The sequence below is a fragment of the Pseudodesulfovibrio indicus genome (genome assembly GCF_001563225.1).
Taxonomy (GTDB): Bacteria; Desulfobacterota; Desulfovibrionia; order Desulfovibrionales; family Desulfovibrionaceae; genus Pseudodesulfovibrio; species Pseudodesulfovibrio indicus.
Genome location: NZ_CP014206.1, coordinates 1,664,399 through 1,682,560, shown reverse-complemented (window position 1 = coordinate 1,682,560; position 18,162 = coordinate 1,664,399). Strand labels below are relative to the sequence as shown.

The following is an 18,162-nucleotide window of genomic DNA, read 5'->3' as shown; positions in this document are numbered from 1 at the left end:
GCGCTCCCGCTTGTTCAGATCAATGGTTTATAGCACGATCGGCGGGAAACGGAAGCAGGCACTTTTCCGTGCGGTGGTTCCATGATGGTAGGAATCACGACATTCCGGGAGGTTGAGAGAGACTCCCAGCGCCCGCACCTTGTTCACAACAGGCTCTTTATAGTATAGAGGATGAAATGGAACGGGTCCCCCGCAACCTCATGGAGGAGAACGATGATGCAACGGACCGTGAACACGGCCCTGTCCGTGCTGGCGCTGCTGGCCGTGGCCGCGACCATGGCCCTGGCCGCCCAGTTGATGAGCGTCCAGGTGCGCACCGGCCAGCTCCGCGACAAACCCGGCTTCCTGAGCCGCGTGGTGGCCGAGCTGCCCTACGGCGACAAGGTGGAGTTCAAGGGCGAGAACGGCGACTGGCGGCAGGTGAAGGCCTCCCGCGACGGCAAGACCGGGTGGATGCACGTCTCCGCCCTGACCGAACAGGAGATCATCCTCAACCCCACGGACAAGGACGTGGAGGCGGCCGCCAACTCCGACGAGCTGGCCCTGGCGGGCAAGGGGTTCAACAAGCAGGTCGAGGAGCAGTACAAGAAGGAGACCAGGCTGGACTACTCGCAGGTGGACAAGATGGAGAAAATCGTGGTCCCGCAGCAGTATGTCCAGGAGTTCATCCAGGTGGGCCGGCTGGCCAAGGGGGGCGAGCAATGAACCGCAGAGCCTTCCTGACCGCGCTGGCAGCCTCGCCCCTGCTGCTCACCCCGTTCGGGACTCGCGCCCTGGCCGGGTTCCTGGACGACCTGACCGACGTCATCCCGGACGAGGTCACCTCGGTGTTCAAGAGCGGCAAGACCCTCATCTCCGGGTTCGAGGACATCACCCCGGAGCAGGAATACTACATCGGCCGCTCCGTGGCCGCCGTGATCCTGTCCCGCTATCCCTACTGCAACCACCGCAACTCCCAGCGCTACATCAACGTCATGGGCACCACCCTGGCCCAGGCCTCGGACCGCCCCGAAACCTTCGGCGGCTATCATTTCCTGGTCCTGGACAGCCCTGAGATCAACGCCCTGTCCGCGCCGGGCGGGTTCATCTTCGTGACCAAGGGGCTGCTCGGCTGCTGCACCTCGGAGGACGCCATGGCCTCGGTCCTGGCCCACGAGATCGGCCACGTCCAGCGCCAGCACGGGTTGCAGGCCATCAAGCAGTCCCGGATCACCGAAGGGGCCACCTCCCTGGCCCTGGTTGGCACCGCCGCCCTGTCCGGCGGCAAGCTCAAGGAGCTGACCAAGACCTTTGACGACTCCATCCACGACATCACCACGACCATGATCGACTCCGGCTACTCGCGCTCCTTCGAGGAGGAAGCGGACCGGGACGCCGTGGCCATCATGCAGCGGCTGGGCTACAACCCCAACGCGATCATCGACATGCTCAACGTCATGCGCACCCGGTTCACGGCCAAGAGCACGGGCTTTGCCAAGACCCACCCCTCGCCCACGGACCGGATCAACAACATCCTGGAGATCATCGGCCGGTACCGGCGGCCCGCACCGGTCAAGCCCCGCGAGGACCGGTTCGCGAGCATGACCAAGGGGCTGTAGGTGAACCGGAACCTCCGGAAAATCCTGGCGGGCGCGGTCATCGGGCTCGTCGGCGGGTGTCTCGCCCTGGCGGCGGGCGGTGTCGGGCTGCTCCGCACGCCGGAGAACCTGACCTACGACTTCCGGGCCAGGGCTCTTGCCCGGCCGGGCGCGGCATCGGACGGTGTCCGGCTGGTGCTGCTGGACCAGAAGTCCCTGGACTGGGCCAAGGAGTCCTTTGGCCTGGGCTGGCCGTGGCCGAGGCAGGCCTACGTGCCGCTGGTGGAATTCTGCAAGCGGGCCGGGGTCGCCTCCCTCTCCTTCGACGTGGTCTTCACCGAACCGTCGGTCTACGGCGTGGGCGACGACGACGCCCTCAGGGGGGCGCTGGCCGACCTGGGGTGCGCGGTGCTGGCCGCGGACTTCGCCCGCGCCGACGGCTCCTCCCCGGACTGGCCGCCCCACGTCCCGAAACCGGCGTTCCCGGTCACGGGCGATGCCCCCCTTGTCGAATCCCGGGTGGCCACCTTTCCCATCCCGGACCTGACCGCCGGCCTGATCCCGGTGGGCAACGTCAACGTCGCACCCGACGCGGACACCGTGTACCGCCGCTTCCCCCTGCTCGTCCGATTCCATGGCCGGGTTGTCCCGTCCCTGCCGCTGGCCGGGCTCATGGCGGCCGGACCGCAGCCCGTAACCCTCGCCCCGGACCAACTCGCCGTGGGCGACGCCGTGGCTCCGCTCACGGAAAACGGGCGGGTGGTCCTCAATTACCGGCCCAAGGGAACCTTCGCCACCTACAGCGCGGCGGCGCTCATGGAGAGCGGCATGCGGCTGGCCGAGGGCGGCGAGCCGGTGGTGGACCCGGCGGACCTGAAGGGCAAACACGTCTTTTTCGGATTTTCGGCCACCGGACTGCTCGACCTGCGGCCCACGCCCATGGGCGGGGTCTCGCCCGGGGTGCTGGTCAACGCCACGGCCCTGGACAACCTGCTGTCCGGGGATTTCCTGCGCATGGCCCCCGGCTGGTTCGACACGGCGATGATCCTGCTCTTCTCCGTCCTGGCCGGGATCAGCGTCACGGCCATTTCCGGGCTGTGGACCACGGTGGCGGCCTCGGGCGCGGTCCTGGCGGGCCCGGCGCTGCTCTCCACCGCGGCCTATGTCCAAGGGATATGGGCGGCCATGGCCGCGCCCCTGGCGGCCTGCCTGGTCTCCCTGTTCCTGGCCGGGGCATGGAAATACGCCACCGAAGGCCGCCAGAAACAGTTCATCAAGTCCGCCTTCAAGCAGTACCTCAGCCCAAAGGTCATCGACCAGCTCCTCCAGCATCCGGACCGCCTGACCCTCGGCGGGGAACGCCGCGAGCTGACCATCTTCTTCTCGGATCTCCAGGGGTTCACCTCCATCTCGGAGAAGCTCACCCCGGAACAATTGACCTCGGTGCTCAACGACTACCTGACCGCCATGACCGACATCATCCACCGGTTCGGCGGAACCGTGGACAAGTACGAGGGCGACGCCATCATCGCCTTCTGGAACGCGCCCGTGGACCAGCCGGACCATGCCCTGCTCGGCGTGTCCGCAGCCTTGGCCTGCCAGGAGAAACTGGCCGAGATGCGGCCGAAGCTGCTCGACCGCACCGGCTCGGAGTTCCACATGCGCATAGGGCTGAACACCGGCCCGGCCGTGGTCGGCAACCTCGGCTCCCGCGAGCGGTTCGACTACACCATGCTCGGCGACGCCGTGAACCTGGCCGCCCGCCTGGAGTCCATCAACAAGCAGTTCGGGACCTACACCATGATCTCCCGGTCCACCCTGGACGAGCTGGACGGGCGCATCCCGGCCCGCGAACTGTCCTGTCTGCGCGTGGTGGGCAAGAAGGAGGCGATCACCGTGTTCGAGCCCATGACGGAGGCGGACCGGGAGCGCCGCAAGGACGCCTTGGCCGCCTTTGGTCTGGGACTCGCGAGCTTCTATGCGGGTGATTTCGCCGCAGCCGCCGAACAATTCTCCGCCCTGGCGGACCAAGATCCCGCCGCCGACCGGTATGCGGCCAAATGCCGCGCGCTCATGGCCGATCCTCCCCAGGAATGGGACGGGGTCTGGACCATGACCAGCAAATAATCCCATAACCAACATCAATAACCGCTATTGACGAAGGCTTTGCGCCAGCCCGCCTCCACCCGGTTCCTTCACAACGGAACTTGCCGGTATTGCAGCGTTTAGCCCTCCTCCCTTGGTAGAGCATTTTTCCTTGCCTCCAGCCGGGCATACTGCCCTTGCAAATTAACCCGGCAAATGGCCGCCCTGATTTGCATCATTTTTTATCACATTATTTCAAGTGGTTATGGCTACAAATCGAAGGAAAGGGCTTGGGGATAACCATTCCCAACAAAACTTTTTTTCAACAGAGTCCTGTTGAAAACACAATTCAAACAGGTGTAATTTTCCCCATTTGGCAAATCAAGGAGTCAAAGAATTTCCTTGCATATGCGGCCCCACGAATGCCTTCTCCACACTTTAACATGCTGGTTTAATAATATTTTGTATGTTTGACTAAAAACCTTGCCACAGATATAAATTGAAGCCTGATAAAGCTTAAACAGGAATCATTTCCAATTTTATACTATCGATTCGGAGGAATCCATGGCTGAACCTACCACCCGCTCCCTGCACGTCTCTCTCCCCGGCACCGGCAAGATCCAGAGCTACACCCTTTCGCCCGACATCCCGGTCCAGTTCGATTTCGACCTCTCTTCAGCTGAATTCGTAGGTAAGGACGGCAGTCTCGAAATCGCCATCGAGGGCGGCGGGACCGTTATCCTGGAAAACTACCAGGAGCTGGCAGACAGCGGTTCGCTGCCGTCCTTCGTGATGCTCGGCGGCGAGGTGGTGGCCGGCGACGTATATCTCTTCGCCTTCGAGGGCGCGGACCAGACCGCCGAGGACCTGGAGACCGCAGCCGGTGCCAACGGCGGCGGCTCGGGCGCCGGCGAGTACAGCGACGACGCGGGCGCCATGTTCGACGGACTGACCGCACTGGGCGGCCAGGGCGACGCCTTCGCCGCCTACACCCCGCTGACCGCTGCGGGCGTCCTCGGCAATGTTCCTCCCATCGCCAATGACGACACCGCCGCCATCGCCGAAGAAGGCGACGCCGACTTCGACCTCGGCCGCAACGTCATGTTCGTGGACGGCGAGCAGGCCTACCTCGACGCCCTGGCCCAGATCGAGGGCGGCGACCTGCCCGGCCACGTGAGCGAATACTTTCCCCTGGCCTCCGGCGGCGGATTCTTCATTTACTATCCCAACCCCCCGCAGACCCCCGGTGTGATCGAGGGCAACGTCATGGACAACGACGTGGACGTCGACGGCACCCAGGCCCTGATGCGTATGGTCACCATCGACCACGTGGGCGAAAACCACGACGGCGTGGACACCCCGCCGGTCGAAGTCCAGGGCGACGACACCGTGATCATGGGCAAGTACGGCGTGCTGATCATCGACTCCGACGGCCACTGGGAATACACCCTGAACCAGGATTGGGCCGACGTCCTCAACGAGGGCGACACCTATGACGAGGTCTTCGAGTACACCATCGTCGACGGCGTGGGCGGCGAGAGCAACTCCGCAACCCTGACCATCACCGTCACCGGCACCAACGACATGCCCGTGGCTCACGACGACATGAACGTCCAGGCCGTCGAGACCGGCGACTCCGAAGGCTACGGCCTCCACGCCTCGGTCTACGACCCGGACCTCGGTGAGGGCGGTTCCCAGGTGGACGTCCATGACGAGGAAGCGCACGACTACCACGACGCCTCCAACACCACGGTCCACGGCAACGTGCTCGCGGGCGACGACGCCGGCGGCGTGGCCGACACCGACGTGGACGGCGGCGACTCCCCCGACGGCCAGTCCATGTTCGTGGTCGGCGTCTACTCCCACGCCACCCAGACCGTGGACTACGACCTGCCCGGCGAGGGCAACTCCGGTTTCGTCCCCGCCGATGGACAGACCTACGACGTGGCTCAGGTGGACCCGAACGGCGAAGTCTCCGTGCACGGCCAGTTCGGCACCCTGACCATCCACACCGACGGCTCCTACGACTACCAGCTCTACACCGCCGATGACGGCGAGGCCTACGACGCCCTCAACGCGTTGAACTACAACAGCGAAGACAACGTCGACCAGTTCACCTACGGCATCATGGACGACTCCGGGGCCTTCAGCTACGCCAACATCTCCTTCACCGTGAACGGCGCCAACGACGCGCCCGTGGCATACGCCGACGAGAACTCCGTGGTCGAGTTCGGTATCAAGAACATGGAGGACCAGGACTACACCGGTCTGGTCTCCGGCAACGTCATCCTCGGCGAAGACAACGGCGCCGGGAAGGACACCGACGTGGACGACACCGAGATGTTCGTCTCCTCCGTTTCCTCCGAAAACACCGAGGAAAACGGCTCCCTGTACACCGACGACAACATGGACCCCGACGCCTCGGTGACCATCAACGGCCAATACGGCACCCTGACCATTCACGCCGACGGCACCTACGACTACCAGCTCCAGAATGAATGGGACTCCGTGCAGAAGCTCAACGAGGATGATCATCCGCAGGACATCTTCACCTACACCGTCACCAACGGCTACGCGGACGGCGTCTACAGCAACACCGCCACGCTGACCATCACCGTCCACGGCTCCAACGACGCCCCCGAAGCGACGAACGACGTCGGCTTCGCCAAGGAAGAAGGTTTCTACACCGACGGATTCGACGCCAACGGCAACGTGATCGACGGTATCCTCGGCGTGGTCGGCCATGACTCCGACGTGGACAGCGACACCCTGACCGTCATCCACGTGGACTCCAACGATGTCCCGGCCAACTCCGAAAACGTGGCCGAAACCGGCGAGACCTCCATCGCGGGCGAGTACGGCGTCCTGTACATCCAGTCCGACGGCACCTACCGCTACGAACTCAACGACAACGCCGAGAACGTCCAGAAGCTCAACGTCAACGACGTCAAGACCGACACCTTTACCTACACCATCTCCGACGAGCAGGGCGGCACCGCTTCGGCGGAGCTGACCATCCACGTCAACGGCAGCGACGACGCGCCGGTGGCCGTGGACGACGTGAAGTACGGCTCCATCGTCGAGGCGGGCGTGGACGAGGCGGGCGACAACGTCGCCGGCGGCAACGTCCTGACCAACGACGCCGACATCGACAACGCCCACTCCTCCCTCTACGTCATTTCCGCCGGAGCGGGCGAGGAAGGGACGCCCGGCAGCTCCCTGGTCATGCCGCTCTTCGGCACCACCATCACCGGCACCTACGGCAAGCTGACCATCTACAACAACGGCACCTACAAGTACGTGCTGAACGACAACGACAGCGACACCCAGGCCCTGGCCCAGGATGAGATCGCCTACGACGAATTCCACTACACCGTGAACGATCCGCTGCTCGCCAACGACACCGCCACCCTGAGCATCCAGATCATCGGCTCCAACGACGCGGCCGTGATCGGCGGCGTGGATACCGGCACCATGACGGAGGACCTCAACGTCTCCCTGGACGGCATGCTCACCGCCGACGGCACCCTGACCGCCACCGACGTGGACAACACCGACAACGTGTTCAGGGCCATCACCGAGCCGGTGACCGACACCCACGGCGGCAAGTTCACCATGGACGCGTCCGGCAACTGGCACTACGAAGTCAGCAACGCCTCCGTGCAGAGCATGGGGAACGATGACTCCTACACCAGCGAATTCACCGTCCAGTCCGAGGACGGCACCTCCCACACCGTGACCGTGACCGTCAACGGCGTGAACGATGCCCCCATCGCCAACGACGACGCCGGTCTCGCCAAGGAAGAGGGCTTCTACACCGACGGATTCGACGCCCACGGCAACGTGATCGACGGCATCCTCGGCGTGGTCGGCCACGACTCCGACGTGGAGGGCGACACCCTGTCCGTGACCCACGTGGATTCCAACGACGTTTCGGGCAACTCCGAAGACGTGGCCGAAACCGGCGAGACCTCCATCGCGGGCGAATACGGCGTCCTGTACATCCAGTCCGACGGCACCTACCGCTACGAACTCAACGACAACGCCGAGAACGTCCAGAAGCTCAACGTCGACGACGTCAAGACCGACACCTTTACCTACACCATCACCGACGACAACGGCGGATACGCTTCCGCCAAGCTGGTCATCCACGTCAACGGCAGCGACGACGCCCCGGTGGCCGTGGACGACGTGAAGTACGGCTCCATCGTCGAGGCGGGCGTGGACGAGGCGGGCGACAACGTCGCCGGCGGCAACGTCCTGACCAACGACGCCGACATCGACAACGCCCACTCCTCCCTTTACGTCATCTCCGCCGGCGCGGGTGCCGAAGGAGCCTCCGGCAACGCCCTGGTCATGCCGCTGTTCGGCACCACCATCAACGGCACCTACGGCAAGCTGACCATCTACAACAACGGCACCTACAAGTACGTGCTGAACGACAACGACAGCGACACCCAGGCCCTGGCCCAGGATGAGATCGCCTACGACGAATTCCACTACACCGTGAACGATCCGCTGCTGGCCAACGACACCGCCACCCTGAGCATCCAGATCATCGGCACCAACGACGCCGCCGAGATCGGCGGCGTGGACACCGGCACCATGACCGAGGACTTCCAGGTCGTGAACAGCATGCTCACCGCCGACGGCACCCTGACCGCCAGCGACGTGGACAACGCCGACAACGTATTCAAGGCCATCACCGAACCCTTGGTCGACTCCCACGGCGGCAAGTTCACCATGGACGCATCCGGAACCTGGCACTACGAGGTGAGCAACGCCTCGGTCCAGGGCATGGGCACCGGCGAGAAGTACACCAGCGACTTCACCGTCCAGTCCGAGGACGGCACCACCCACACCGTGACCGTGACCGTCAACGGCGTGAACGACGCCCCCATCGCCAAGGACGACAATCTCGGCAACGTGGACGAGGGGGCCGGCACCGCCGTGTCTCTCGGCTACGTGGGCGACGACAACGGCAACGGCGCCGACTACGACATCGACGTCAACGACAGCATCACAAGCTACAGCCCCTACGGCGACCTGCCCGCAGGCGTCACCCTGACCCCTGACGGCCAAGTCCTGTTCGACGCCTCCGACCCGGCCTACAACAACCTGGCCGAGGGCCACTCCCTCACGGTCACCTTCCAGTACGTGGCCAACGACGGCGAGGCCGATTCGGCTCCCGCCACCGTGACCTTCACGGTCACCGGCACCAACGACGGCGCGACCATCGACACCAGCACCTTGGGCGACACCGACACCGGTTCCGTCACCGAGATCGACTGGTCCAACGACGACCCGAACAAGACCGACGACTTCCAGGCCAGCGATGAGAACCCGGCCGCGCAGTACGACCAGTTCGGCAACCTCGTGGTCGAGCCCGCGGCCGAGACCCTGCACGCAGAGGGCCACCTGACCGTGTCCGACCCGGACGACCACTCCGTGGGCACCCCGGTGGATACCGTGGACGAGGCCACCCTGGCCCCGACCGTGACCCACAACGGCACCGAATACACCGGCTCCTTCGACGCCAACGGCGACTACTCCATCACCACGGACGAGGGCGGCACCTTCACCATCAAGGCGGACGGCTCCTGGTCCTACGACATCGACAACACCCTGGACGTGGTCCAGCAGCTGGGCGACAACCAGTCCTTCACCGAGACCTTCACCGTGGAGTCCCAGGACGGCACCGCAAACCATGACGTCACCGTGACCGTGAACGGCACCAACGACGCCCCGGTCATCACCAACGTCTCCGCCCCGGTGGAAGACTTCGAGGACGGCGCTTCCGGCTGGACCGACAACACCGTGACCGAGACCTCCGGCGCGTTCACCGACTTCCTCGGCCGGTTCGGCAAGGGCGACGCAACCGAGAAGACCTTCGAGGTCGCGGAGGGCGCCGACAAGGCGACCATCGAGTTCGACGTCTACGAGATCGACTCCTGGACCCTGAGCAACAACACCTCCTGGGGCTACGACGTCCTGACCTTCACCGTGAACGGCAACAACGTGGACATCCCGCTGGAGCGCAGCCTCCGCGACGATAGCACCATCGACAACACGGACCGCTCCGGCACCATCACCGTTGACGGCACGGTCATCCACTGGACCTTCTCCGCAGTGACCGACGGCACCCAGAACCTGGGCTTCGCGGGCTACGAGGACCAGATCCACCACGTGACCATCACCGTGGAGAACCCCGGCGACACCATCACCCTCGGCCTCGGCTCCAACTTGAACGAGCCCCTGAACAACGAGTCCTTCGGCATCGACAACGTTGCCGTGAACTCCATCGACGGCAACGGCGACGTCATCCTGACCATCGACGAGAACGTGCCCGGCTCCGTGGCCGTGGCCCAGCTCGAATCCACCGACGTGGAAGGCCAGGCGGTCCACTACGTCATCGACCAGGTCCTGGACGCGGACGGCAACGACGTCACCGCAGACGGCCTGTTCATCGTGGACGGCGACAAGATCCTGACCGCCGACGGCGTGGCCTTCGACTACGAGGCCAGCAGCAAGTACACCGTGACCGTGTCCCCCGTGGACTCCCAGGGCGCGATCGGCCAGGATGTGGACATTACCATCAATATCGGCGACGTGAACGAGCCGCCCTCCGGCGAGGACTTCACCATGCACGTCGGCCTGGGCGGCGCTCCCGTACCCTTCCTTGGCGAGGACGCGACCGATCCTTCCGACGACCACGTCTCCGACCCCGAGGACGACTACCAGGCCCTCGACGTCTTGATCACCGACCTGCCCGACCACGGCACGCTCTTTGACGGCGACGGCAACCCGGTGGAACTCGACGATCTGAACTCCACCCACTACGACCTCAACGAGCTGACCTACGTGCCCGATTCCGAGGGTATCGACGGCGTGCTCCTCGGCTCGCGCAACTCCGGCGACGCCGAAATCAACAACTGGGGCGAGTGGAGCGACAGCCAGACCCGCATCCTGAAGCTGGACACTGACGGCGACGGCAACGACGACGTGATCATCAAGACCCAGATCAACCAGGATCAGGCGTTGAAGCAGTACGCCGAGCCCAACGCCAGCCACATCGGCCACGGCATCGCCAACGCCGACCACAACGGCCTGGACGCCGGCGAGACCATCACCATCACCTTCGACGGTGCGGACGTGTCCTACGCCGAGGTCGGTTTCTCCGGCCTGGGCAGCTACTTCGACCCGGGCAGCGACCAAAAGGCCTTCGCCACTTGGGAAGCCTACAGCGACGGCGTCCTGGTGGCTTCCGGCGAAGTCAACAACGGCATGATCAACGGCGTGTTCACCGACGGCGGCAGCGGCGGCGACATCTACCAGACCATGGTCATCGATTCGAGCCTGCTCGGCGAGGGCGTGACCTTCGACCAGCTGATCTTCGGCACCGTAGAGCACGGTGACGGCAACTATTCCAACTGGGAATTGTCCTACGTGGACGTGGAGTTCTCCAGCAGCGACTCCTTCAACTACACCCCGGTGGACTCCGAGGGATTGACCGATCCCAATGGCCCCTCCACCGTGACCATCGACATCCTGCCCGACGCTCCGGTCAACCAGGACCCGACCGCCGTGGACGACACCGCCTCGGTCTTCGAGCCCAACGACCTGACCCCGGCCGACACCTACGCCGATTCGGTCAGCGCCAACGTGCTCAGCAACGACATCGACCCGGACAACACCGAAGGCGAGATGTCCCTGACCGCGCTGACCTACAAGGACTCCGACGGCCATGAAACGGTCATCGACTTCGTCAACAACACCATCACCGTGGACGGCGGCGCGGCCGAGCCCTACTCCGGTTCCTTCGCGACCGAGTACGGCGTCCTGACCATCAAGGCCGACGGCAGCTACACCTACCAGGCCACCGACGACACCCTGCGGCCCGGCGATGCGCCCACCGAGACCTTCACCTATACCATGACCGACGGCGACACCGTGGACAACGACGCCACGGCCCAGACCGCCGACCTGGTCATCACCGTGAACGGCCTGAACGACGCCCCGGTGGACGGCAACGAGACCGTGTCCACCGCAGAGGATACCGACAAGTCCGGCAACCTGCTCGAGAATGCGTCCGACGTGGACGGCGACAGCCTGCACATCGACTCCTTCCAGGTGGCCGGAGACTCCGAAACCCATCAGGCGGGCGACAAGGTGACCATCAACGGCGTCGGCACCATCCAGATCGACGCCAACGGCGACTACACCTTCGAGCCGGCCGACGACTTCAACGGCGACATGCCGCAGATCACCTACACGGTCTCCGACGGCAACCTGACCGATACCTCCACCCTTGACATCGAGGTCACCCCGGTGAACGACGCCCCGGTGGACGACAACGAGACCGTGTCCACCGCAGAGGATACCGACAAGTCCGGCAACCTGCTCGACAATGCGTCCGATGTGGACGGCGACAGCCTGCACATCGACTCCTTCCAGGTGGCCGGAGACTCCGAAACCCATGAGGCGGGCGACAAGGTGACCATCAACGGCGTCGGCACCATCCAGATCGACGCCAACGGCGACTACACCTTCGAGCCGGCCGACGGCTTCAACGGCGACGTGCCGCAGATCACCTACACGGTCTCCGACGGCAACCTGACCGATACCTCCACCCTGGACATCGAGGTCACCCCGGTGAACGATGCCCCGGTGGACGACAACGAGACCGTGTCCGTGACCGAGCCCGACGGGGTGCTGAACACCGCCGAGGTCGCGCAAGGCAACGTGCTGGACAACACCGTCGATCCCGACAACAGCGACAACACCCCGAACGACGACACCCCGTCCCTGACCAGCCTGACCTACACGGCTGCGGACGGAACCGTGACCGTCGTGGACTTCACCAACGACACCATCACCGTGGACGGCCAGGAAAGCGCCTACAACGGCTCCTTCGCCACCGACTACGGCACCCTGCAGATCACCTCGAACGGCGACTACACCTTCACCGCGGCCGAAGAAGGATTGGTGCAAGACTACGATCCCAAGGAAGTCATCACCTATACCATGAGCGACGAGGGCGGCCTGACCGACACCTCCACCCTGACCATCACGGTCGAGGGCCTCAATGACGCCCCGGTGGCCGGGGACGACACCTTCGGCTCCATCGCCGAAGGGTCCACCGGCACTGCGGCCAACGGCCTGCACCTGGTGGGCAACGTGGGCACCAACGACGACGATGTGGACACCATCGGCGACGCCGCCCACGCTCCCGACACCCTGACCTACTCCGCAGTGGACGACCTCCCCGCGGGCGTGACCATGGATGCCGACGGCAACGTCTACTTCGACGCCACCGACTCGGCCTACAACCACCTCGCCGCGGGCGAGACCAAGACCGTCTCCTTCGAATACCAGGTGGACGACGGCAAGGGCGGCACCGACACGGCCACGGCCGAATTCACCGTGACCGGAACCAACGACGGCCCGACCCTGGACCTGTCCGCCGGGCAGGTGGTCTACGTGGACCACGAGGCCAGCTACCACAACATGCTCGGCATCTACGAGATGGCCGACGGCGTGCCGGTCAACCCCGAGATCATCATGGAAGACGTCCAGGACGCCACCCCCGGCGAGGTGCTGACCACCTACGGCGACGGCGCGGACCTGCACTACTTCCTGGTGGACGTCCAGAACGGGGCCACCCCGCAGGGCACCCCGTCCTTCCAGTGGAACGACACCACCGGTGAATGGGACGTCGTCTTCACCGACGACCAGGGCCACCAGACCACCTATAACGTCCATTTCGACAACATGGACCTGAACCCCAACGAGACCGAGGCCACCTTCGGCGACGACCCGAACCACGACTATGAAGTGGAGGTCGACGACCAGTTGGTGGACGGCTACAAGACCCCTGGCGATGACGACGACTTCGACGACATCCTGGCCGACGAGCAGCCGGGCGCCGCAGGCCCGGACAGCGGCCCGGTGGTCTTCACCGAGGGCGACGGACCGGTGCACGTCACCGGCGCGGTGGACATCTCGGACGTCGATTCCGACAACATGTCCTCCATCACCATCACCTACACGCCCATGGAAGGCGATATCCTGTCCATGGACACCACGGGCTTCGACGACAAGGGGCAGGTCTACAACGAAGAAGACGGCACCGTCACCTGGACCATTGAAGGCGTCGCGTCCAAGGCCGATTACGAGGCCATGCTCCAGACCCTGACCTTCAGCAACAACTCGGACAACCCGCTGGCCGACAACCCCTCCACCGAGGACATCGAAAACCTGCGCGAGTACACCATCACGGTCTACGACGACCATGGCGAGCCCAGCAACAGCGCCGTGGCTTCCGTCAAGGTCATCGCCGTGAACGACGGCCCCGACGCGGTGGACGACGGCTCCGCAGCCGCCCCGCTGACCGTGGAAGAGGACGGCTCCCTGTTCGTCAACGTCCTGGGCAACGACACCGACCCCGAGGGCGACCAGCTGACCATCACGGACTTCGACCAGAACGTTTACGACGGCAACAACAACCTGATCGGCACCGTGACCATGGAGACCAACGACCTCGGACAGACCGGCCTGGTCTTCACCCCGGTGGGCGACTACAACGGCCCGGCGCAGTTCGAGTACACCGTCTCCGACGGCGAGCTGGAAGACACCGCCACCGTGACCATCCAGGTCACCCCGGTGAACGACGGCCCCGACGCGGTGGACGACGGCTCCGCCGAGAACCCGCTGACCGTGGAAGAAGACGGCTCCCTGTTCGTCAACGTCCTGGGCAACGACACCGACCCCGAGGGCGACCAGCTGACCATCACGGACTTCGACCAGAACGTCTACGACGGCAACAACAACCTGATCGGCACCGTGACCATGGAGACCAACGACCTCGGACAGACCGGCCTGGTCTTCACCCCGGTGGGCGACTACAACGGCCCGGCGCAGTTCGAGTACACCGTCTCCGACGGCGAGCTGGAAGACACCGCCACCGTGACCATCCAGGTCACCCCGGTGAACGACGGCCCCGACGCGGTGGACGACGGCTCCGCAGCCGACCCGCTGACCCTGGACGAAGACGGCTCCCTGTTCGTCAATGTCCTGGGCAACGACACCGACCCCGAAGGCGACCAGCTGACCATCACGGACTTCGACCAGAACGTCTACGACGGCAACAACAACCTGATCGGCACCGTGACCATGGAGACCAACGACCTCGGACAGACCGGCCTGGTCTTCACCCCGGTGGGCGACTACAACGGCCCGGCGCAGTTCGAGTACACCGTCTCCGACGGCGAGCTGGAAGACACCGCCACCGTGACCATCCAGGTCACCCCGGTGAACGACGGCCCCGACGCGGTGGACGACGGCTCCGCAGCCGACCCGCTGACCCTGGACGAAGACGGCTCCCTGTTCGTCAACGTCCTGGGCAACGACACCGACCCCGAGGGCGACCCGCTGACCATCACGGACTACGATCACAACGTCTACGACGGCAACAACAACCTGATCGGCACCGTGACCATGGAGACCAACGACCTCGGGCAGACCGGCCTGGTCTTCACCCCGGAGGACGGCTACACCGGCCCGGCACAGTTCGAATACACCGTCTCCGACGGCAAGTTGACGGATTCCGCCACGGTGACCCTGGATGTCATCTCGACCAACCATGACCCCGTGACGTCGCCCGACCTCTTCCAGGATCTGCCGGGCACCGCCAACGACATCAATGTCGTCACGGAAGGCGGCACCAACTTCGAGTCCAACCCGGTCAACTACCTGTTGATCGTGGACACCTCGGGGTCCATGTCCACTCACGACAGGATCGGCGAAGCCAAGGCGGCTCTCTATCAAATGCTGGATAGTCTCCAGGAGCAGGTCAACATCAGCGGCGGTTCGGTCAAGGTCGGCCTGATCGACTTCGACGGCAACACCGAAGGTAAGACCATCACGCTGACCGGCGACCCGGCGACAACCGGGTACCAGGAAGGGATCAACTTCATCTCCGGCTTCGACGCTTACGGTTCGACCAACTACGAGGCGGCTTTCCAGGCGGCCAACAACTGGGTGACCAACGAGTCTAACGGCATCGATACCGAGGTCATATTCATGTCGGACGGCGCGCCCAACAATACGCACAACTGGCAGGATGATCTGGCGACACTGCACAGCAACACCCATGTCACAGGCGTCGGTATCGAGATGGGTAGCGATTCCATGAAGTACATCAACCAGGTCAACGAAGACGGCAATGGCATCAACCTCGATAACCCGAAGGACCTGAATGGACTGCTGCAGGACATTCTGACCGTGACCAGCACCGAAGGCACGACCGCAACCGGCAACGTACTCGACAACGACACGGATCCGGACGGCGACGACCTGACAGTGGTCGGCATAGCACTCGGCGATGAAGCCAATCACGGCCTCTTCACCGACCTCAGCGATGTCGGCTCCGGCGCGGACGATGCCGATACCGCAGTCGTGACCGGCACGTACGGAACGCTGACCATCAGCGCCAATGGCGTTTACACCTATGTCCCCGATCAGCCCGCGGCCGACGCGCTGTCCACCGGCGAATCAAGGACCGAGTCCTTCACCTATCAGGTATCCGACGGACACGGCGGCACCGCCGAGGAAACCGTCAGCTTCATGATCAACGGCGCCGACGACGCCCCGGTGGCGGTCAACGACGTCTATGCCGGAATGCAGCTCACGCCCGGCTATCACAACACCCCGGTAATCGATGAGACCAACTTCAACGGCACGATCTCCGACGGAGTCTATCACGGCGATGGTTTCACCATCAGCGCGGAGAGCATCCACGACGGTTTCATCTTCAACTACTGGGATGACGCCAACGTGGCCAAGGTCGGCACCGGCGGGCTGGGCGTCAACAACCCCGGCGAGCCTGGCGGTGACGAAACCAACAACATCGACGGCTACTATGACGAAGACATGATCATCACCTTCGAAAGGCCGCAGGCCACGGTGACGATCACCCTCGGAGACATCCAGGGCAAGAGCGACACTCCTTCGTTCCACGTGGAGGGCGGCACCGGCACCTACTCCAAGGGAGTGTTCACCGCCACCGGCAACATCACGAGCATCACCATCGGTGCTAATGACGACAAGCACGATTCCTTCTACCTGGAATCCCTGAACGCCACCGCGGTTGCCTCGAGCGTCGACTGGGTGTCCGCGACCATGACCCCGTCCACCCTCACCGGCAATGTGCTGCTGAACGACTTCGACGCCGAAGACGTCGATCATGTGCAGACCCACGGGACCGGGACCGAACTCACGGTGCTCGGTGCTTCGGGTGCGGACGGATACGTCTCCCTGGCGGACGCCACCACCGACGGCAGCGCCACCAGCGGCGTCATCCATGGCCAATACGGCGACCTGACCCTGCATACGGACGGACACTTCGAGTACCATGTGGACTCGACCCTGATAAACTCGGTCAATGGCCCCGGTGTCGAAACCTTCGAATACCAGATTACCGACTCCGACGGCATGACCAGCATGGCAACGCTGGAATTCCCCATCACGGTTGCCGGAGACAGCTCGGTAGTGGTCGGTACCACCGGTAACGACATCCTGCTCGGCGACGATGGAGACAACATCCTCTTCGGCCTGTCCGGAGACGACAACGTCTTCATCAGCTCCGGCCACGACACCGTGACCCTGGGCGAGGGTGCCGACACCATCACCATCGATCCGAGCTACCTGAACGGCGGAGACGGGACCATGACGGTCACCGACTTCCACCAGGGTGAAGACCTGTTCGCCATCGACCACCTGATCGGAGACGGAAAGGTCTCTGTGGAGGTCTCGACCTCGGGCGTCAACAACTCCGATCTGAACCTGGTGTTCACCGACCTGGACGGCCAGCACGACATGACCGTCATTCTCCAGGGCGTGAACCCCGATATGAACCATATCCCCGATACTCCCGAGCCCATCAGCACCGGCGACGATTTGAATACCCTCATTCAGTCGATCATCAACTCCGGCGGCAACCACTCGAGCTAACCCAAAACGGCCCGGCCCCCCGGCCGGGCCGTTTTCACCGACCACGCAGGGAACCGCGTCCAAAACGCGGTTCCTTTTTTTGTTTTGCTCCCCCTTGCCCTTACCTTTTTTCCGGCGCCCCGCCGGCCGCCAGCCATCGATTTCGCGTCAAGCGAAACCACAACTACCCGCCATTGTTTTGATTATTTTGAAAAGCCGATCTTGACAGTACTTGAGGCATCATCAGCGGGACTTTATGAGGCGTTAAAAAAAGTCACATTTTTTTTCACCTCTGCCATTGCCATTCTTTCATACATGAATTCGATACGTTGCATAGCTCCTTCGATATGCAAAACTCAGGGGAAAACTCTTCAGGCAACATTTTCTTTTTAACAGCCTATTGTGGATAAATATCAAAATCGTCTACAATCGCCTTAAATCACCCCTTCCAGTTCCCCCCGAAGACAGGCCACTTCCGGGCCGTTACCCCCCTTTCTCCACATGCTAACCC

The 18,162-nt window shown here is 63.6% G+C and carries 4 protein-coding genes; all 4 read left to right on the top strand.

The genetic code is table 11. The annotated features are described in order from the left end of the window. Positions 1-216 precede the first annotated feature (216 nt). The 4 genes from AWY79_RS07650 to AWY79_RS18545 all read left to right on the top strand — a co-directional run bounded on the left by AWY79_RS07650 (position 217) and on the right by AWY79_RS18545 (position 17,672). The gene (locus tag AWY79_RS07650) at positions 217-705 is read left to right on the top strand and encodes an SH3 domain-containing protein (protein WP_066807094.1); all 489 of its coding nucleotides are present in this window, start codon (positions 217-219) and stop codon (positions 703-705) included. Next, positions 702-1,598: a M48 family metalloprotease gene (locus AWY79_RS07645; protein WP_066802148.1), complete on the top strand. Its 897-nt coding sequence runs from the start codon at positions 702-704 to the stop codon at positions 1,596-1,598. The genes AWY79_RS07650 and AWY79_RS07645 overlap by 4 nt, the downstream gene beginning before the upstream one ends. After that, the gene (locus AWY79_RS07640) at positions 1,599-3,704 is read left to right on the top strand and encodes a CHASE2 domain-containing protein (protein WP_066802146.1); all 2,106 of its coding nucleotides are present in this window, start codon (positions 1,599-1,601) and stop codon (positions 3,702-3,704) included. It abuts the gene before it with no gap. A 522-nt stretch (positions 3,705-4,226) separates the two neighbouring features. Beyond that, entirely contained in the window at positions 4,227-17,672 is a 13,446-nt protein-coding gene (locus tag AWY79_RS18545) for a VCBS domain-containing protein (RefSeq protein ID WP_066802144.1), read from the top strand. Positions 17,673-18,162 lie beyond the last annotated feature (490 nt).

Excerpts from the sequence above, each read along its gene's own strand:
- AWY79_RS18545 (WP_066802144.1), top strand. The coding sequence starts at position 4,227 with ATGGCTGAACCTACCACCCGCTCCCTGCACGTCTCTCTCCCCGGCACC.
- AWY79_RS07650 (WP_066807094.1), top strand. The coding sequence starts at position 217 with ATGCAACGGACCGTGAACACGGCCCTGTCCGTGCTGGCGCTGCTGGCC.
- AWY79_RS07645 (WP_066802148.1), top strand. The coding sequence starts at position 702 with ATGAACCGCAGAGCCTTCCTGACCGCGCTGGCAGCCTCGCCCCTGCTG.